Genomic DNA, 18310 nt, shown 5'->3' with positions numbered 1-18310 from the left:
CCACAATATACTGACAGCCATATCAATGGATTCAGAATGACTGGCTATACCTTGCGTATTGAGGCCAACTAATACCTACCCTGTAGCTACAAGGCGTTCAGCTCCTCCGTGTAGCCGCCGCTCAGAATGGGGAAGCGCAGCCAGGAGCGTGGGTCCACGTTATAGTCATCGAGGTGGAAGGATGGGGCGTACCGCTCCCGCTTCCACTGGTTGCGGCTCCAGAGCGAGTAGAAGCGCTTAACGTATGTTTTGAGCTGTTCCGCATCAGCCGCGGGGTCTTCCTGCACCAAAGTGGACAGCACTTGTTTGGGGCTGAGCCGGTCGTAGAAGGCCAGGCGCTCAATGCGGTTGAGCAGGATATAGGGCATCAGGTCCCGCTCGTCGGTCTGCTTGTCTTCCAGGGGGCGCAGCTCGGCGGTGGGCTGCAGGTTATTCACGCGGTGCAGGGCGGTGTAGCCCAGCTCGGCCTCGGCCCAGCGCAGCCATTTCTTCACAAAATCTTTGTCTACGCCGGCAATGGGCGAGATGGAGCCGGCCGTGTCACCGTCCATGGTGCAGTATCCTACGGAGGCCTCCGAGCGGTTGGAGGTGGTCAGGAGCAGGCAATTCTGCACGTTGGCCAACAGCCAGATGGCCGGGGCCCGCACCCGCGCCTGGATGTTCTGCAGCGCCAGGTCGTCGGTTTGCCAGGTCAGGTCGCGGCCCAGGGCGTGCTCAATTTTGCCCACGTAGCCAGTTACTTCCTCATCAATGTCCCAGTTATAAAATACCGCACCCAGCGCCTCGGCCAGTTCCCGGGCGGAGTTAAATGTATCGTCGGAGGAATTAACGGTCCCCTGATAGGCGGTTATCAGCAGGCGTTTGGTGAGCTGCTGATTGATGGTAGCCTGTTGATTGTCGGGCGTGGAATGGGAGGCGTCTTTGGGGCCTGAGGCATTTTTTTCCGGCACCGGAGCCACTGGTCCGGCCAGCTGCTGGATTTCCGCCTCCGTGAAACAGCCCGAGCGACGCATAAACTGGGCAGTGCCCAGCTCGGCGGTACCCAGGCGCACCATCTCGGCCACGGCCACGGCGCACATGCAGGAATCGGCGCCGCCACTCAGGCTCAGCACAAAACCGCGGCTACGGGCTTTGCGCAGGTAGTCAAACAAGGCCAGACTCAGGGCCTGGTTCAATTCCCGGTATTCATCGGGTGTGGGCAAGGGCTCAATGGCTTCAGCGCGGGCCAGCTCGGAGGCAAAATCAACATCCACGCACTCCATATCCACCTCCTTGAAGCTCATAAGCTGGTTGCGCAGCAGCAGATGGCCGTTGCGGGCCACCAGAATTTCGCCGTCGTAGGTGATGCGGCCGGCCTCGTTGCCCAGCAGGTTGGCGTAGAGATACGTGCAGCGGAAGTTGCGCGAGGCGTTCAGCACCAGATTATAGCGCACATCCGTCTTGCTCATGGCAAAGTGGCTGGCCGAGGGATTTACAATCAGATCCACGCGGCCTACCAGGCGGCAGGCGGGGCGCACGTCGTCGGGCCGCCAGGCATCCTCACAAATTTCAAAGCCAAACTTTACGCCTTGGTGCTCAAAAATAAGGTCGCCCAAAGGCCACTCCTCCCTTGCCAGCTGCACGGTGGTGGTTTCGCCGGCCATCCAGGGGAAGAAGAAGCGCGGCTCGTAGTGCACGCCATCATTGGCCAGGAACTGCTTGGCGGCAAAGCCCAGAATCTGCCCATCGCGCAGCACGGCCGCCGTGTTGTAGGTGCGGTGGTTGAGGCGCACCGGCAGGCCCACTACCACGCAAATACCTTCCGTCCACGGCCGGATCAGCTGCAAATGCTCCAGGGCTGATTGAGGCAGCCAGTCGCTCAAAAACAAATCTTCGCAGCCATAGCCCGTCAGGCACAATTCCGGCAAACAGAGTAGCTGCACCCCGGCGGCTTTGGCCTGCTCAATGGCCTCGCGGATGGTGCACAGGTTGTGTTGCCAATCGAAAGGAATCTGGTTGAGGGCGGCGCCGGCTATTCGCATGGGAGAAGTGGGTAAGGTTGCTTCTGCAAAACAACTCCAATTCCGCGGATTGGGTTACGGAAGTCCGTGTCATGGCGAGCAGAGCGAAGCCATCCGTCCGCTGAAAGGCAGAAAGCTCTAAAATGTAAAAAGCCCGTTTCCGTTGCTGACGGAAAGGGCTTTCTGGTAAAAGGGAGTGTCTGGTACTTAGATGACGGATGGCTTCGCTCTGCTCGCCATGACACAAAAAGCTACACGCCCAGCGTGGTCAACGCCCGCTCGGCGGCCAGTTGTTCCGCCTGCTTTTTCGAGAGGCCCATACCGGTAGCAACTTCCTCATCATCCAGCATCACCGTGGCCGAAAACTCCATCACGCCGCCCGGGCGGGCTTCGCTTTGCATATCGTAGCGCAGGTTTTTGCCGTGTCGCTGCGCCCACTCAATCAGCTTGCTCTTGAAGTTGGTGGTGGTTTCCGTGAGGGATTTTACGTCCACGAAGGGCTTCACTAACCGACTGAGCACGAATTTACGGGCGGCTTTATAGCCTTGATCAAGGTAAACGGCCCCTACCAAAGCTTCCAGTGCGTTGCCGTTTACGGAGCGCGAGCGGGCCGAGCGGCCCTGCGTCACGTCCAGCTGCACCAGCTTATCCAGCCCGATTTTCAGGGCCAGTGCGTTCAGGCTTTCGCGGTTTACAATGCGGCTGCGCATCTCCGTGAGGAAGCCTTCCTGCTCGTAGGGAAACTTGCGGAACAGGTATTCGGCTACCACGGCGCCCAGTACGGCGTCGCCGAGGAATTCCAGCCGCTCGTTGCTTTGGTGCCGGGCAGTATCGCCCTGCTGCCGCACTACGGAAGCATGCGTGAAGGCCAGCTGGTACAGGCGGATATTATCGGGCGTGCGGCCCGTGAGTGTGGCAATGGCTTGCCGGAAGGCCCGGTCCTGCCCTACCAGTCGGCGGAAAAAGCCGAATAGCGGAAGTGGCTGGCCGGGCCTTGGCATTAGTCGCGGAATTTGCTGAATACCACCGACGTATTGTGACCACCAAACCCGAAGGTGTTGCTGACCGCAATGTTGATTTCCCGCTCCTGGGCCTTGTTGAAGGTGAAGTTCAGCTTGGAGTCCAGCTCGGGGTCGTCGGTAACGTGGTTAATGGTAGGCGGAACAATGCCGTGCTGCATGGCCATAATACAGGCCACGGCCTCAATACCGCCAGCTCCACCCAGCAGGTGGCCGGTCATGCTCTTGGTAGAGCTGATGTTCAGATTATAAGCGGCCTCGCCGAATACTTTCTGAATGGCCGTCACCTCGGCACCGTCGCCCAGCGGGGTACTGGTGCCGTGGGTGTTGATGTAATCCACATCCTCGGGCTTGATGCCGGCATCGCGCAGGGCGTTTTGCATCACGATTACCACGCCTTCGCCGGTGGGGTCGGGAGCAGTAATGTGATAGGCATCCGACGACAGACCACCCCCGATAACTTCGGCGTAGATCTTGGCGCCGCGGGCTTTGGCGTGTTCGTAATCCTCCAGAATCAGCGCGCCGGCACCTTCGCCCAGCACAAATCCGTCCCGGTCCTTATCGTAAGGACGGGAACCGGTTTGCGGGTCGTCGTTCCGCTCGCTCATGGCTTTGAGGGCATTGAAGCCCCCTACACCCGCTTCGGTAATGGCGGCTTCCGAACCACCGGTCACCACCACATCAGCCATACCCAAACGGATGTAGTTGTAGGCGGCCACAATGGCATCGGAAGAGGAAGCGCAGGCGGAGGTGGTCACGAAGTTCGGCCCCCGGAAACCATTCTTAATGGAGATGTTGCCCGACGAAGAGTCGGCAATCATCTTCGGAATGAAGAACGGGTTGTAGCGCGGCGTACCGTCGCCCTTGGCGAAGTTGAAGCACTCATCCTGGAAGGTTTTCAACCCCCCAATACCAGAGCCCCAGATAACGCCTACCCGGTCTTTATTCACGCCTTCCAGCAGGCCGGCATCCTTAATTGCCTCGTCGGAAGCAATGACGGCGAACTGCGTGAACAGGTCCATCTTCCGGCCTTCCTTCCGGTCGAAATAATCGTCGGGGTTATAGTCCTTCACTTCGCAGGCGAAGCGGGTCTTGAACTTACTGGCATCAAACCGGGTGATGGGGGCGGCCCCACTCACACCAGCTTTCAGCCCTTCCCAGAAGGTGGGGGCGGTTTTGCCGATCGGGGTAATGGCACCCAGGCCGGTCACAACAACTCTCCGAAGAGACATAGGCTGGCTCAGAGAAGCGAAAGAATACGAAAACTAAAAAAGCAAAACGGCCGGCGGCTAGCCGGCCGGTAAGCACTAAGGGAGCAGCGGTAGTCTGACAGACTACTTAGCGTGCTGCTCGAGGTAGCTGATAGCCTGACCCACGGTACCGATGTTTTCGGCCTGGTCGTCGGGAATCGATACGTTGAATTCTTTTTCAAATTCCATGATCAGCTCAACAGTATCCAGCGAGTCAGCACCCAGGTCGTTGGTGAAGCTGGCCTCCGGAGTTACTTCCGAAGCTTCTACGCCGAGTTTATCGATGATGATGGCCTTTACTTTTTCTGCAATTTCAGACATTTCCGTGGGGGTTTAAGGAAAACTCAGCCACAAATAACACCATCTTCCCTAACATTGTCAAACAAACACGCAATCTTGTCTTTCCTCTCTGCGTTATGGCCCGCCCCTGCCGGCAACCCGTAACTTTGCTGCCGTTGGCCTAACTGCTTCCGCCATGCTTACCCTAGACGTTGAGTACGACTGCGACTTTGATCTTTTTGGCATTGTTTCCTCCAGCCGCGAACATACCCTGGCCTGGACGCTGAACAACGCCCTGCGCCTGCGCCTGGTAAAGCAGCAGGATTTAATCTATGACCTGCTCTCCCGGGGGCGCCTGGTGATCAGCAACTACCTGCACGCCACGGAAACCCTTTCCCTGCGCCTGTTGCGCAACCGCTCCCTGGATCCGTCTATCCTGAAAAGGCCCTTTCTGGCGCCCGATATCAAGGAATACGACTACCTGTTGCAGGTGAGCAATGGCAGCGACGAATTTTCCGGCGACGAATTCCTGGCTCGTTTAAGTGCGCTGCCGGTGGTGCAGTACGCCTGTCAGTTCGACCCCAATTCATTAAAATTCAAAGAAAATCTCCTTTTTTGAGCGTTCTTGTAGCGCGAAGCGGCTGCTTCCGGCATCGTTGTTCCGGGTCGGTGAAAACGGCCTAAACGATGCTTAAAGCAGCCGCTTCGCGCTACCTTTGTGAGGCAGCCCCAGGTTGCCTTTGTTTAAGAGAGTCACTTATTCCTTTTGCATGGAACCGCGTCCTAAGTTTAATAAGACCAAGATTGTGGCCACCGTTGGCCCCGCCTCCAATACCTACGAAAAGCTGGGCATGCTCATCCGCGAGGGGGTGGATGTTTTCCGCCTCAATTTCTCGCACGGCAGCTACGAAGACCACCTGGCCGTTATTCATAATGTGCGCCGCCTGAACAAAGACATGCGCACCAACGTGGGTTTGCTGCAGGACTTGCAGGGCCCCAAAATTCGCCTGGGCGATGTAGAAGGCGGCGGCGTGGAAATTAAGGCCGGCGACAAGATTAAACTGGTGTGCGGCGAGAAGGAAATCAGCACGGCCACGCGCCTGAGCACCATTTACCTGGGCCTGGCCCGCGACGTGAAGGCTGGCGACATGATCCTCATTGACGACGGTAAGATTGAGCTGCGCGTGCTGGCCACCGACCGTGACAAGGAAGTGGACGTGGAGGTTATCTACGGCGGTCTGGTGAAGCCCCGCAAAGGCATCAACCTGCCCGACTCCGAAGTATCGGCCCCGTCTATGACGGAGAAGGACATTGAGGACCTGAAATTTGGGCTGGAGAATGATGTAGACTGGATTGCCCTTTCGTTTGCGCGCCGCGCCGATGACATCCGCTTCATCAAGAGCCTGATTGCGGAAAGCGGCAAATCCACCCGCGTGATTGCCAAGATTGAAACCCCCGAAGGCCTGCGCAACCTCGACGAAATCATAGCCATTACTGATGCTGTGATGGTAGCGCGCGGCGACCTGGGCGTGGAGGTGAAGATGGAAGAAGTGCCCATGGCCCAGAAGGAAATTGTGGCTAAGTGCAACAAGGCCGGCAAGCCCGTAATTGTAGCTACCCAGATGATGGAGAGCATGATTACTGCGCCCCGCCCTACCCGCGCCGAAACCAGTGACGTGGCCAACGCCGTGATTGACGGGGCCGATGCCGTGATGCTCTCCGCGGAAACCGCCGTAGGCGCTTACCCGGCGGAAGTAATCCGCTCCATGGTGGCTACTATTCTGAGCGTGGAAAGCCGCATGCCCAGCCTGTACAACCACTGGCATACCATTACCCCGGAGTCGCCCACGTTCATGGTAGACAGCATTCTGTCGGCGGCCTGTCACCTGGCCAAGAACACCGGCGCCAAAGCCATTACCGGCATGACGCACCGCGGCTACACGGCCTTCCAGATTGCCAAGTACCGCCCCAAGGCCAGCATCTTTATCTTCACCGATAATCGCCCCCTGCTCACGGCTCTCAGCCTGATCTGGGGTGTGCGCGGCTTCTACTACGACCGGATGGTGAGCACCGACAGTACCGTTTCGGACATCAAGTACGTGCTGACCACCACGGGCCACCTGGATGCGGGCGACGTGTTCATTAACACTGCTTCCATGCCCATCAATGAGAAGGGCAAAACCAACATGGTAAAAGTGAGCGTAGCGTAATTTTCGGCTTATTCATTGAATAAAAAAGCCCCTTGGATATCTTCCGAGGGGCTTTTTTATTTCAACGTATCTTCGCTAATGCTGTACGCGCAGCGTTACGGGCGCATAGCCTGGCTGCTCCAAGCGCACTACATACAGACCAGCCGGGTAGGCCGCTAATGGCACCTGCGCCTGCGTACTACCTGTCGGCGGTTCTGCCTGCCAGAGCGCCCTCCCTGCCAAGTCAGTTAAGCTGAGCCGGACACCCTTTATGGCGGGCAAAGCCCAATCCAGGGTAACTACTCCTGCCGCAGGATTCGGATAGGCGCGAATTGTCAGCAAACTACCGGCGGCCCGCACGGGCAATAGCACCTCGTATTGCTGCCGATTGCCAAACGTGGAATAAGTACCATCCGGCAGGCGCCGGCGGTAGTACACCAGCCAGGTATCGTTATCATGCACCATGCCTACCGGCGCACTAAGTTGTTGAGGGTGGGCCAGGTAGTCCAGGCCGATGGCGTAAGTTTGGTCCCGCTTATATACCCGGATATATTCCGGGCCGGGCAAGGCAGTTCCGGCATTTGTACTTAGGGGTAGAGCCAGGATATAGCTTTCCGGGTCTGAAGCCGTGCTTTGCTTCTGGTACTCCCAGGTGAGCAGGCGCAGCGGCGGGTGTGTTTTATCGGCCCACTGCCCGGTTCTTAGCGAGACGGCTATGCGCCCCACGGTGCGGGGATGGATGGTTTCAGCATATACATTATTGCAGGGGCTGCCGGGCCCAAAGCCTCGGGTAGCCCGCTCTTCCTGATAGGTATATTTCAGGCTATCCTGGGTTTGCTCCCGGGTGCTGATGCGCCGCAGGATATAGTCTTTGGCACAGGGAAGGGAGAAAATCCAATCATACTGTTCATACCCGAATTCGTCGCCCGGCTGAAAGTCGAAGGTATGAGCGGGGTAATAGTCAGATTCGGCCCAGGTAACGGGCACACGGTCGGCTTGCAGGTTACTAGCCGTAGCGGCATCCAGATTAAGCCATTGCGGGGCCTGCAGTAAGCCCAGTTTCTCCCCTATCAGCACCTGCTGCCCGTTGCTGAGCACTACCGTAGCTACTATATCCGGCACACCATGAACCGTTTGCTGGGTGCGGCTGCTCAGTACCGCCGTAACGCCCTCCGAAGCCTGCCAGCTACTACCTATGGCTGCAGCGGGGCGCAACAGCAGTTGCACGGGCGCTTGCAGGGCATCAGTCAATGCTTCCAGCACGACTTCCTGGCTGCCAGGCACAAAACGTACCTGCGCACCAAACAGGTTATTGTCAGACTTATGATACAGTTCCGGGGAGAAGCGGTCGGGCCGCATAATTCGGTTAAACCGGTACACCGAGTCGGCTCCTATCATAAAGGCGGAATCCAGCCGGAGGGTATAGACCTCAGGTTTGCCCACCACCTGGTAAGAGTATATCAGGCCCGGCCGGAATAGGCGCCAGTTCTGCGCTACCGCCTGCTGGCTACTGATGCCTAGACTGAAAAAGAATAATAAGGAATAGAAATACCGCATAGCCTGGGAAAATGCTCTTTGAGCCTAAAGCTACAGTTTCCCCACTGTTGCGCCGGGCACATGCGTATCAAAATAAAAAATAACGCGAAAAGGCCTTGCGTCTGCACGCAAGGCCTTTTCTATATAAGAGCAGAATGTCGGTTGACTACTTAAGCAGCCAGCGACTTCACGAACTTAGCCAGCTTCGATTTGTTGTTGGCGGCTTTGTTCTTGTGAATGATGTTCTTTTTGGCCAGGCGGTCCAGCATAGACGATACTTTCTTCAGCAGCTCTTGTGCCTGGGTAGCATCGGTGGTAGCACGCAGTTTCTTAACGGCAGTGCGGGTAGATTTAGCCTGGTAACGGTTCAGTACGCGCTTAGCTTCGTTGGAACGGATGCGCTTGAGGGCCGATTTATGGTTCGCCATGAGTATGTAAAGGTGACGGTCTGCTCGAAATCAATTCAATTGGGTTGGCAAAGGTAAGGCTTTGATCGATAATAGCAAACCAAAATGGGCAAAATGCGCGCCACCATCGTACAACGGCTGCCCTTACTGTTCTACCACCTTTTTTCGTGAAGTACCTGACCCGCACCATCTGGCTGCTTTCCCTGGTGAGCCTGTTCACGGACCTGGCCAGCGAGATGCTGTACCCCGTCATGCCCTTATATCTGCAAAGCATTGGCTTTTCGGTGGCACTGATTGGGGTGCTGGAAGGTGTAGCCGAAGCCACGGCGGGTTTGAGTAAAGGCTATTTCGGGCAGTGGTCGGACCGGTTAGGGCGGCGCCTGCCTTTTGTGCGCTGGGGCTATGGCTTGAGTGCCCTCAGCAAGCCCATGCTGGCCGTGCTGGCGGCGCCCTGGTGGGTTTTCCTGGCCCGGACCCTAGACCGCCTGGGCAAAGGGCTGCGCACCGGCTCCCGCGACGCGTTGCTTTCCGATGAAACTACTCCCGCCTTTAAAGGCCGCGTGTTTGGCTTTCATCGGGGCATGGATACCACCGGCGCGGTGCTGGGGCCGGCCGCCGCGCTGGTCTGGCTGGCCTACCACCCGGGCGAGTACCGACTCTTATTTCTGCTGGCTTTTCTGCCGGGGTTGGTGGCCGTTTTTACCACGTTTCTGGTGCGGGAAAAGTCCCGAACCAGGTCTACGCAGCCTATGCAGCCGTTCTGGGCGGCCTTCCGCTACTGGCGGCAGGCGCCAAGCAGCTACCGCCGGGTGGTGGGCGCGCTACTGGTATTTGCCCTCTTCAATAGCTCCGATGCGTTTTTGCTACTGCTGGCCCGGCAGCGCGGCCTGCCCGATGCGCACGTCATTGGGCTGTATATTTTCTACAACCTGGTATATGCGGTGGCCGCCTTCCCGGCCGGTTTCCTCGCCGACCGGCTGGGCCCCCGCCGTATGCTGATTGCCGGACTCCTGCTGTTTGCCGGCGTGTATCTGGGTATGATCTGGGCCCGCCAGCCCGGTGTACTGGCCCTGCTTTTTGGTTTGTACGGCTGCTATGCGGCGGCTACGGAGGGCGTGAGCAAAGCCTGGGTCAGCAACCTGTGCGCGCCTACGGATACCGGCGCGGCGCTGGGTACCTTTGCCGGACTCAGCAGCCTGGCGGCGCTGGTAGCCAGTTCCCTGGCCGGCGTACTATGGCTGTGGGCAGGTGCCGCCCTGCCGTTTGCGCTGGCAGGCGGCATGGCGGTGGCTGTGAGCCTGTTTCTGGGAATGGTCAGGATTCCAGCCGCCCGGCAGCAAAAAGCTTTCTAAAATGCTCAATTCCATCTTTTAAAAAAATTCAGGCAGGGATAAATAGTATGCAAGCCGCATTATTAGTATATTAAGTAAAGCCTTGCAGGCACCATCTTTTTTCACAGTTGGTTACTATCCTACCTATTTCCGCTGACTGTCATGCCACTCGTTTCTACCTCCGGATATCAGCCGCCCATGTATCTGTTTAATGGGCATATACAGACGATTGTCCCCAGCCTTTGGCGCTCTGTCCCGGATGTACGCTACCAGCGGGAACGGGTAGAAACTGAGGATGGGGACTTCCTGGACCTGGACTGGTCCCGGCTTTCCACCGACGAGCCGGCCGACACCCTAGGTATCGTCTCGCACGGCCTGGAGGGCAGCGCCGGCCGGCCTTACGTGCGGGGCATGGTGCGCGCCCTCAACCGGGCTGGGTTCGATGCCCTGGCCTGGAACTACCGCAGCTGCAGTGGCGAGATGAACCGCCTGCTCCGCTCCTACCACCTCGGCGACACTGACGACCTGGATTTTGTGGTGCGCCACGCCCTGAGCAAGCTGCGCTACCGCCGTATTTTCCTCACCGGGTTCAGCGCCGGCGGCAACGTTACGCTGAAGTACCTGGGTGAAAACCCGGAGCGGGTGCCGCGCGAAGTAAAGCGGGCCGCCGTTTTCTCGGTGCCTACCGACCTAAAGTCCAGCTCAAACCACATTTCACGCCTGGAAAACCGGTTGTATCTCAACAACTTTATGAAAACGCTGCGGGAAAAAATCCGCCAGAAAGCCGAGATTATGCCCGATAAGGTTGACGTCTCCAAGCTGGACGATTTGCGCTACTTCCCGGAGTTTGATGATCAGTATACGGCTCCCATGCATGGTTTTAAGTCGGCGGAGGAGTACTATGAGCATGCCAGTTCCGGGCGCTACCTCAGCAATATTCGTATCCCCACGCTGCTGGTAAATGCCGAAAACGACCCCTTCCTACCGCCCGCCTGCTTTCCCCGGGACGTGGCCTCCCATAGTCAGTATGTTTTCCTGGAAACCCCGCACGAAGGCGGCCACGTGGGTTTTGGCGAGGGCACCCCGGACGGAGAATACTATTCCGAGCGCCGCGCCATTGAATTCCTCACGGCCGAAGTTCCGGCGTGAGGTCAATGTCATTGCGAGGACGAAGGACGAAGCAATCCGTCCTAGCAAACGTAGAAAGCCTTCCAATGTGAAAAGCCCTTGACGTGAAAACATACGTCAAGGGCTTTCTGGGTAATTAGGGCTCGTCACCTTTTAGAGGACGGATTGCTTCGTCCTTCGTCCTCGCAATGACGGGAGCTAGTTATTCGGCACAAACACTACCTTCTTGGTCTCGAAAAACTCTTCTTGGAAATAATCTTTCAAATCGAAGACGTGCGCGGGCAGGCCGGCTTCTTCTATTTCCTCGGTCAGGTCACCGCCTTTCAGGTAGTAGAGGCCCGTGGTAGCATCTTTACTGGGTTTGTAGCTGTGCTCAATCCAGGGGTGGAAAGTGGCCAGGCGGGCTACCGCGCGGCTCACCACGTAATCGTATTTATGGCGCACCTGCTCGGCGCGGGTTTGCTCGGCGGTGAGGTTGGTCAGGTTCAGGGCGCGGGCCATTTCCTGCACTGCCCTGATCTTTTTGCCGATGCTATCCACTAGGTGAAACTTCACCTCCGGGAACAGAATAGCAAGCGGCAAGCCAGGCAAGCCGCCGCCCGTACCTACATCCAGCACCGACGAGCCTGCCGGAAATTCCACCACTTTCGCAATGCCCAGGGAGTGCAGGAAGTGCCGCTCCGCTAGGTTGTCCACGTCGGTGCGCGCTACCAGATTCAGGCGCTCATTCCAGCTGCGGAATTCCGTATCAAGCTGCCGGAATAACTGGCGCTGATGGTCGGTGAGGTGGGGAAAGTAGTGAAAGAGGATGTCCATGATGGGGCAAAGGTAGGCAGGGATGTAGCGCGAAGCTCCGGCTTCGTGCACGAGCGAAGCGAGTATCGGCCGTATGGTTTGGGCGCGAGGGAACTCGCCTCCGGCTCATGCACGAAGCCGGAGCTTCGCGCTACATTAAAAAAGCCCCGACCTGCGCCGGGGCTTTCGTGTTAGATGATGTGCTTTTTGTTTTTCACCATGTCATAGAGCAGCTCGCGGGCGCGGTGCAGCTGGGCTTTTACGGTGCCCAGAGGCGCTTTCAGCTCCTGCGCAATTTCCTCGTAGCTCAGCTCATCGAAATAGCGCAGCGTAACCAGGCGCTGGTATTTATCGGGCAGCCGGGATACCACGTGCTGCATGATTTCGATTTTCTGATTTTTGATGGCGGTTTCCTGCGGATTCAGATTGTTGTCGCGGAAATCAATGGTGATTTCGTCGCCGTTGTCAATCTTGATGGCCGAGTCAATGGACATCGTTTTAATTTTATTCTTGCGAATAAAATCGATGCAGTTGTTGGTGGCAATGCGGAACAGCCAGGTACTGAAAGCAAATTCCGGGTTGAATTTGTGCAGGTTACGGAAGGCCTTGGCAAAGGCTTCAATGGTGAGGTCCTCGGCGTCGTCGGGGTTGCGCACCATTTTGAGCACCACGTGATACACCGGCTTCTTGTAAATCTGCATCAACTCAGCGTACGCCTTTTCATCGCCCTGCTCTACAGCAGCACGAATCAGCTTAAAGTCATGCTTGGCTTTAGCCGAAAACTGTTTCTGAATTTCCTGATTGTTTACTTCCATCGGAGTTTGCGGTAGAGGAACAGCGAAATTCCCAGAGCGAGATAATAAAAAAAATAGACAGCGTCTAATACCGGCAGCACAAACACTGGCTGGCGGTCATCGAGCCGCCGCCCCAGGTAGGTATAAGTGATGCAGACAGCTGCCGTACGCAGCCCCCACACCGTGGCCAAAGGTATCCAATCCGGGCGGGAAAACAGTAAACCTATCGTCGCGATATAAAAAAGCAGATTGCTTCCGATAAAGTTTCCTATTCGCAGCCTATCGGCCAGGCGGTAATGCCGGCCGGCTGATAGATGCCGCCTTTTTTGCAGCCACCAGGCGCGCCAGCGGGAGGCTGGTTCGCTGAGCGTATGCGCCGCCGGCTCGGCTACCACGGCCACGCGGGCCCCGTGCTGCACGGCGTCCTGCACCAGCAGGTCGTCGTCGCCGCCGAGGCTGCGGATGTGAGAAGCAAAGCCTTTGGTGGATTGAAAGACTGCGCGGGTATAAGCGAGGTTGCGCCCCACGCCCATGTACGGGTTGCCCCGCCACGCGAACGACAGATACTGCGCTCCGGTAATCAGGGTTTCAAACCGAATCAATTTATTTAAAAACCCGGTTTCCGGTGCATACGCCGAATATCCCACCACCATATCGGCCGGCTGGGCAAAGCCACGCTGCATCAGCCTGAGCCACTGATTGGTAGCCGGAATACAATCGGCATCGGTGAAAAGCATACGCGGATAACGCGCCGTTTTAATGCCTAGGGTAAGGGCGTATTTTTTTGGGGAGAGTCCGGCCGGGGTGCGGTCTACCGTCACCAGCCGCACGTGCGGATAGTACTGCGTGAGCTGCTGCACATACAGGTAGGTGTCGTCGCCGGACCGGTCATCAATCAGAATAATCTCGAAGCCTGGCGGGTACTCCTGCTGCAGGAGCAGCGGTAGCAGGCGGCGCAGGTTTTCCAACTCATTGTGGGCGCACACCAGCACGGAAACCGGCTCGGCATCGGCGGCCTGGTTTTCCTCAGCGGGCAGCTCCTCCGGCCGGCGGGCGAAGGGTAGAAAATAATAGCCCATAAAGTAGAGCTGCACCAGCACGCACGCAATCAGGAGCCACAACAAGGGAGAAAATGGGATGGGCACGGCGGATAAGCGGGGTAAGCCGGCAAAAATAGGGATTAATCACCGCTGAACGGCAGCTACCGGCTACCTTTGCGCTTTCATTTGCCGGTGTATCCGGGTATTTGTCATGTCGAGCGAAGGCGAGACATCTCGCCTGCTGATGTTGTAATGGTAATTATATACCATACTAGCGAGATGTCTCGCCTTCGCTCGACATGACAAACGCCATTTTCTGACGTGCAACCGGCATCTCCTTTCTTCCGCATGACGTTCGACCTCGTAGCTCAAGACCCCCACACCAAAGCCCGGGCCGGGGTGGTACACACCGCCCACGGCAGCATTGAAACCCCCATTTTTATGCCGGTGGGCACGGTAGGCTCGGTAAAGGCAGTGCATCAGCGCGAGCTGAAAGAAGATATTAAGGCCCAGATTATTCTGGGCAACACCTACCACCTGTACCTGCGCCCCGGTCTGGACGTGTTGCGGCAGGCCGGCGGGCTGCACAAGTTCAACGGCTGGGACCGGCCCATTCTCACCGACTCAGGGGGGTACCAGGTGTATTCGCTCAGCAAAACGCGCAAAATCAAGGAAGAGGGCGTCAAGTTCCGCTCCCACATTGATGGCTCGCAGCATTTGTTTTCGCCGGAAGGCGTGATGGATATTCAGCGCGTGATTGGGGCCGATATTATTATGGCCTTTGATGAATGCACGCCCTGGCCCTGCGAGTACGACTACGCCAGCCGCTCCCTGGACATGACGCACCGCTGGCTGAAGCGTTGCATCGAGCGCTTCGACAGCACCGAGGGCCTGTATGGCTACCAGCAGACGCTGTTTCCCATTGTGCAGGGCAGCACCTTTAAGGACCTGCGCGTGAAATCAGCCGAGTTTGTGGCCGAGCAGGGCCGCGAGGGCAACGCCATTGGCGGCCTGAGCGTGGGCGAGCCGGCCGAACTGATGTATGAGATGACGGAAATTGTGTGCGACATCCTGCCCAAAGACAAGCCCCGCTACCTGATGGGCGTGGGCACGCCGGCCAATATTCTGGAGAACATTGCTCTGGGCGTAGATATGTTCGACTGTGTAATGCCCACCCGCAATGCCCGCAACGGCATGCTATTCACCACGCAGGGCATCATCAACATCAAAAACAAGAAGTGGGAAGCTGACTTCTCCCCTATTGACGCTGAACTGGGCGGCTACGCCAGCACGTTTTACACCAAGTCTTACCTGCGCCACCTGTTTCAGAGCACGGAGTACCTGGCCGGCATGGTGGCCTCGGTGCATAACCTCTCCTTTTACCTGTGGCTGGTGGGCGAGGCCCGGCAGCGCATCCAAACCGGCACCTTTCTGGAATGGAAGGAGCGCATGGTAAAGCAGCTGATGGTCCGGCTGTAAGTGAGCGTTACGTTAGTGGTGCTGCCGATACCGGCAGGACAGATTAAAGCATCTGAATGAAGCTCCTCGATAAGTACATTCTCAAGAAATTCCTCACCAGCTACCTCTTCACGGTAATTATGCTGGTGTCGGTTATCTGCGTGATTGATTTCACGGAGAAGAATGACGACTTCATTAAGCACAACCTGGGGGCCTGGCAGATTATTTCGGAGTACTACGTGAACCTGTTTCCGTATTTCGCCAATCTGCTCTCCCCTATCACCGTGTTTATTGCCACGGTATTTGTAACGGCGCGGCTGGCCGCCCGCACCGAAATTGTGGCCATGCTGAGCAGCGGCATGAGCTTTCAGCGGCTGCTGGTGCCCTATATCATGGGCGCTACCATTATCGGGGTTTCCATCTTTGGGCTGATTGGCTGGGTGATTCCCAACGCCAATAAAACCCGCGTAGCCTTTGAGCGCGCCTACATCAAAAACCCATTTCGTTTCCAGGCGCGCAACATCCATATTAAGGTAGGCCCCAAAAGCTACGCATACATGGAGAGCTACGATAACGTGAACAACGTGGGCTACCGGTTTGCGCTGGAAACCATTGAGGGCACCCAGCTCAAGCGCCGCCTCACGGCCAACGCCATTACCTGGGACTCCACCAAAAAAGCCTGGCGCCTCACGCCGCAGCTGGTGCATACGTTTGATGGGGAGAAGGAAACCCTGCGCGCCTATCCCGCCCGTGACACCACCCTCAATCTGTACCCCAAGGACTTTGCCAGTACCTACCGCCTCAGTGAGACCCTCACGCTGCCGGAGCTTAACCGCTACATTAAGCAGAAGCTGGACCGCGGCTCCGATGACACGGAAATCTACCTGATTGAGAAGTACGAGCGGTATTCCTACCCGTTTGCCATCATTATTCTCACCATCATCGGGGTAATTCTGAGCTCCCGGAAATCCCGCGGCGGCGTGGGTGGCCAAATTGCGCTGGGCTTCACGCTGGCTTTCGTGTTCATCATCTTCGTGATTCTGAGCCGGAACCTGGCTTTGGTCGGCGACTTGTCGCCGATGCTGGCGGCCTGGGTGCCCAGTCTGGTCTTCACGCTGATTGGCACCGCCCTCTATCGATTTATTCCCAAGTAGTTTCAACTTATGCTATTGCCTGCTGGCTTTTAGCTATTAGCTTTTTGTTCAACAACAGCCATCGGCCAAAAGCCATCAGCTAACCGCTAAGTAGATGCTTAAAGACTACCTCCGGCTCCATTTCATTGTTTTGCTGTGGGGGTTCACGGCTATTCTGGGCAAGCTGATTTCTGTGCCGCCGGTGGAGCTGGTGTTCTGGCGCACCCTGCTGGCCTCGGTGGGCCTGGCCGGTCTGCTGGTAATGCGCCGGCAGCAGTGGCGCGTGGCTCCTGCGGAAGCGCTGCGCCTGCTGGCCGTGGGTGCGCTGGTGGCCACGCACTGGATTACGTTTTTCCTGGCCGCCCGCCTGTCGTCGGTCAGCGTGTGCCTGGCTGGCATGGCTACCCTGGCTTTATGGACGTCTTTGCTGGAGCCTTTGCTGTTGTGGCGCCGCATCAGGGCGTATGAGGTGGGGCTGGGCCTGCTGACGATGGTGGGCCTGTACCTGGTGTCGCAGGCGGAACTGGACCAGCTGCTGGGCCTGGGCGTGGCGGTTATTTCGGCGGGCTTATCGGCGCTATTCAGCGTAATAAACTCGCAGCTGGTGAAGCGGCATGCGCCGCTTCGGCTCACGTTCTATGAAATGCTGGGGGCCTGCGTGAGCATCGCCCTTTTCTTCCCGGTATACAGCCATTTCTACACCAACGGCGCCGGTTTGCACCTAGCGCTAAAGCCGCTGGACTGGGTGTGGCTGCTGCTGCTGGCCGGTTTCTGCACGGTCTATGCGTTTTCCACTTCTGTAGAGTTGATGAAGCGCCTGTCAGCCTTTGTTATTAACCTTACCATTAATCTGGAGCCGGTGTACGGCATCCTGCTGGCGGTGCTCATTTTCGGCTCGAAGGAGAAAATGTCCGGTGGGTTTTACCTGGGCACGCTCGTCATCCTGTTCAGCGTGCTTATTCACCCGGTACTGGACCAGTGGGCGGCCCGCCGGCGGCGCAAGGCCGAGGCCGCGGAGGTAATGGTATAAGAATAGCCTGCAGTAGTAGCGCGAAGCCGGAGCTTCGCGCTACTATAATTTACCGTTCCACACCAGATATTCTGCTGGTAGTGTCACTTGGGGCGGCTCTTCCAGCCCCGGAAATAACCCATACACCGCCGAGCCCGAGCCCGAAAGACTGGCATAAGTGGCCCCGGCGGCATAAAGCGCCTGCTTTAACTCGCCCAACACCGGATAATGCGGCGTGAGGGCATCTTCAAAGTCATTGCGGACGGTGGTGCGCCACGTTTCCATGGGCTGCGCTAAGGCTGCGCGCAGCTCATACTGGGGCGGGCGGGGCTGCACGCGGGCATACGCCTCAGCCGTGCTGATGTGCAGGCCGGGGTAGATTACCTGGCAGGCTACGCCGTGCAAATCCAAAGAAACCGGCTCAAAAACGTCCCCCTTCTCATAAGCGAATACCGGCTGGTTCCGGATGAAAAAAGCGCAGTCGGAGCCCAGCTGGCGGGCGTAGGCTTCCAGGATTTCGGCGGAAAGCTGCAGGGAGAATAGCTCATTCAGGGCCCGCAGCATAAAGGCGGCGTCGGCGGATCCGCCGCCCAGGCCGGCCCCAATGGGCACCACTTTGTGCAGGTGCATCTGCACCGGCGGCAGCTTAAAATCAGCTTTCAGTAGCTCGTAAGCCCGGCGGCAAAGGTTGGTGGCCGGGTCGCCGGGAATGGGAATACCCGTGAGCGTAAGCGTAATGTCAGCGGCGGGCAATACTTCCAGCGCATCGTACCACGGCAGGGGCACAAACACCGACTCCAGGTTGCGGAACCCATCGGGCCGGATGCTGGTCACGTACAGACCGAGGTTGAGTTTGGCGTTGGGGAAAACAAGCATACAGCAGCGGAATTGGGCGGCGCAAGCTACGGCCGGCAGGCCAAAATCGAGCGTGCTTCCCGCACA

Annotated in this window: 17 protein-coding genes; 7 read left to right on the top strand and 10 right to left on the bottom strand. The window is 57.4% G+C overall.

Annotated features, from left to right (window positions below; translation table 11 throughout):
* Positions 1–86: 86 nt before the first annotated feature.
* The 4 genes from nadE to PK28_RS05565 form a co-directional block, all read right to left on the bottom strand.
* The gene (nadE, locus tag PK28_RS05580) at positions 87–2021 is read right to left on the bottom strand and encodes an NAD(+) synthase (protein WP_044512264.1); all 1935 of its coding nucleotides are present in this window, start codon (positions 2019–2021) and stop codon (positions 87–89) included.
* A 230-nt stretch (positions 2022–2251) separates the two neighbouring features.
* Positions 2252–3001, bottom strand: a complete 750-nt coding sequence (rnc, locus tag PK28_RS05575) for a ribonuclease III (RefSeq protein WP_044512261.1) — start codon at positions 2999–3001, stop codon at positions 2252–2254.
* Entirely contained in the window at positions 3001–4251 is a 1251-nt protein-coding gene (fabF, locus tag PK28_RS05570; RefSeq protein WP_044512259.1) for a beta-ketoacyl-ACP synthase II, read from the bottom strand. Before fabF ends, rnc begins: the two co-directional genes overlap by 1 nt.
* A gap of 102 nt (positions 4252–4353) precedes the next feature.
* The gene (locus PK28_RS05565) at positions 4354–4590 is read right to left on the bottom strand and encodes an acyl carrier protein (RefSeq protein ID WP_044512257.1); all 237 of its coding nucleotides are present in this window, start codon (positions 4588–4590) and stop codon (positions 4354–4356) included.
* Positions 4591–4744: 154 nt separating this feature from the next.
* On the opposite strand from PK28_RS05565, the gene PK28_RS05560 reads away from it, so the two are divergent.
* Complete coding sequence (locus PK28_RS05560; RefSeq protein WP_044512255.1) at positions 4745–5167, top strand: IPExxxVDY family protein; 423 nt, start codon at positions 4745–4747, stop codon at positions 5165–5167.
* A gap of 151 nt (positions 5168–5318) precedes the next feature.
* Positions 5319–6758 carry a pyruvate kinase gene (gene pyk, locus PK28_RS05555; RefSeq protein ID WP_044512253.1) on the top strand — a complete coding sequence of 480 codons (1440 nt, stop codon included), beginning with the start codon at positions 5319–5321 and terminating at the stop codon, positions 6756–6758.
* A gap of 75 nt (positions 6759–6833) precedes the next feature.
* Here pyk and PK28_RS05550 read toward each other — a convergent pair whose 3' ends face one another.
* Both PK28_RS05550 and rpsT read right to left on the bottom strand, forming a co-directional pair.
* Positions 6834–8294, bottom strand: coding sequence for a T9SS type A sorting domain-containing protein (locus PK28_RS05550; protein ID WP_044512250.1), 1461 nt, complete (start codon positions 8292–8294; stop codon positions 6834–6836).
* 149 nt (positions 8295–8443) lie between these two features.
* Positions 8444–8701, bottom strand: a complete 258-nt coding sequence (gene rpsT, locus PK28_RS05545; protein ID WP_044512248.1) for a 30S ribosomal protein S20 — start codon at positions 8699–8701, stop codon at positions 8444–8446.
* A gap of 146 nt (positions 8702–8847) precedes the next feature.
* Here rpsT and PK28_RS05540 point away from each other — a divergent pair, with 146 nt between their 5' ends.
* Both PK28_RS05540 and PK28_RS05535 read left to right on the top strand, forming a co-directional pair.
* Complete coding sequence (locus PK28_RS05540; RefSeq protein WP_044512247.1) at positions 8848–10032, top strand: MFS transporter; 1185 nt, start codon at positions 8848–8850, stop codon at positions 10030–10032.
* A 141-nt stretch (positions 10033–10173) separates the two neighbouring features.
* Positions 10174–11160 (top strand): YheT family hydrolase, encoded by a 987-nt coding sequence (locus tag PK28_RS05535; RefSeq protein ID WP_044512245.1) that lies wholly within the window; start codon positions 10174–10176, stop codon positions 11158–11160.
* A 177-nt stretch (positions 11161–11337) separates the two neighbouring features.
* Here PK28_RS05535 and rsmG read toward each other — a convergent pair whose 3' ends face one another.
* The 3 genes from rsmG to PK28_RS05520 all read right to left on the bottom strand — a co-directional run bounded on the left by rsmG (position 11338) and on the right by PK28_RS05520 (position 13873).
* On the bottom strand, positions 11338–11955 hold the full coding sequence (gene rsmG, locus PK28_RS05530) for a 16S rRNA (guanine(527)-N(7))-methyltransferase RsmG (protein ID WP_044512243.1): 618 nt from the start codon (positions 11953–11955) through the stop codon (positions 11338–11340).
* A 170-nt stretch (positions 11956–12125) separates the two neighbouring features.
* Complete coding sequence (locus tag PK28_RS05525; RefSeq protein WP_044512241.1) at positions 12126–12749, bottom strand: RNA polymerase sigma factor; 624 nt, start codon at positions 12747–12749, stop codon at positions 12126–12128.
* Positions 12740–13873, bottom strand: a complete 1134-nt coding sequence (locus PK28_RS05520) for a glycosyltransferase (RefSeq protein WP_156126253.1) — start codon at positions 13871–13873, stop codon at positions 12740–12742. Before PK28_RS05520 ends, PK28_RS05525 begins: the two co-directional genes overlap by 10 nt.
* Positions 13874–14116: 243 nt before the next feature.
* Here PK28_RS05520 and tgt point away from each other — a divergent pair, with 243 nt between their 5' ends.
* The 3 genes from tgt (at position 14117) to PK28_RS05505 (ending at position 17389) form a co-directional block, all read left to right on the top strand.
* Complete coding sequence (gene tgt / locus PK28_RS05515) at positions 14117–15247, top strand: tRNA guanosine(34) transglycosylase Tgt (protein ID WP_044512239.1); 1131 nt, start codon at positions 14117–14119, stop codon at positions 15245–15247.
* Positions 15248–15303: 56 nt separating this feature from the next.
* A complete protein-coding gene (locus PK28_RS05510) occupies positions 15304–16380 on the top strand; it encodes an LptF/LptG family permease (protein ID WP_044512237.1) in 1077 nt (358 codons plus the stop codon).
* A 130-nt stretch (positions 16381–16510) separates the two neighbouring features.
* Positions 16511–17389, top strand: a complete 879-nt coding sequence (locus PK28_RS05505) for a DMT family transporter (RefSeq protein WP_316931973.1) — start codon at positions 16511–16513, stop codon at positions 17387–17389.
* Between the two features lie 42 nt (positions 17390–17431).
* On the opposite strand, the gene ispE is transcribed toward PK28_RS05505, so the two are convergent.
* Positions 17432–18244 (bottom strand): 4-(cytidine 5'-diphospho)-2-C-methyl-D-erythritol kinase, encoded by an 813-nt coding sequence (gene ispE, locus PK28_RS05500; RefSeq protein ID WP_044512232.1) that lies wholly within the window; start codon positions 18242–18244, stop codon positions 17432–17434.
* Positions 18245–18310: the final 66 nt, after the last annotated feature.

This window comes from Hymenobacter sp. DG25B, assembly GCF_000801315.1.
GTDB lineage: Bacteria > Bacteroidota > Bacteroidia > Cytophagales > Hymenobacteraceae > Hymenobacter.
The sequence above is the reverse complement of the archived record's forward strand: the minus strand, read 5'-3'. Positions and strand labels throughout refer to the sequence as shown.

Coding starts and splice junctions, on each gene's coding strand:
- nadE (WP_044512264.1), bottom strand. CDS start 2,021: ATGCGAATAGCCGGCGCCGCCCTCAACCAGATTCCTTTCGATTGGCAA.
- rnc (WP_044512261.1), bottom strand. CDS start 3,001: ATGCCAAGGCCCGGCCAGCCACTTCCGCTATTCGGCTTTTTCCGCCGA.
- fabF (WP_044512259.1), bottom strand. CDS start 4,251: ATGTCTCTTCGGAGAGTTGTTGTGACCGGCCTGGGTGCCATTACCCCG.
- PK28_RS05565 (WP_044512257.1), bottom strand. CDS start 4,590: ATGTCTGAAATTGCAGAAAAAGTAAAGGCCATCATCATCGATAAACTC.
- PK28_RS05560 (WP_044512255.1), top strand. CDS start 4,745: ATGCTTACCCTAGACGTTGAGTACGACTGCGACTTTGATCTTTTTGGC.
- pyk (WP_044512253.1), top strand. CDS start 5,319: ATGGAACCGCGTCCTAAGTTTAATAAGACCAAGATTGTGGCCACCGTT.
- PK28_RS05550 (WP_044512250.1), bottom strand. CDS start 8,294: ATGCGGTATTTCTATTCCTTATTATTCTTTTTCAGTCTAGGCATCAGT.
- rpsT (WP_044512248.1), bottom strand. CDS start 8,701: ATGGCGAACCATAAATCGGCCCTCAAGCGCATCCGTTCCAACGAAGCT.
- PK28_RS05535 (WP_044512245.1), top strand. CDS start 10,174: ATGCCACTCGTTTCTACCTCCGGATATCAGCCGCCCATGTATCTGTTT.
- rsmG (WP_044512243.1), bottom strand. CDS start 11,955: ATGGACATCCTCTTTCACTACTTTCCCCACCTCACCGACCATCAGCGC.
- PK28_RS05525 (WP_044512241.1), bottom strand. CDS start 12,749: ATGGAAGTAAACAATCAGGAAATTCAGAAACAGTTTTCGGCTAAAGCC.
- tgt (WP_044512239.1), top strand. CDS start 14,117: ATGACGTTCGACCTCGTAGCTCAAGACCCCCACACCAAAGCCCGGGCC.
- PK28_RS05510 (WP_044512237.1), top strand. CDS start 15,304: ATGAAGCTCCTCGATAAGTACATTCTCAAGAAATTCCTCACCAGCTAC.
- ispE (WP_044512232.1), bottom strand. CDS start 18,244: ATGCTTGTTTTCCCCAACGCCAAACTCAACCTCGGTCTGTACGTGACC.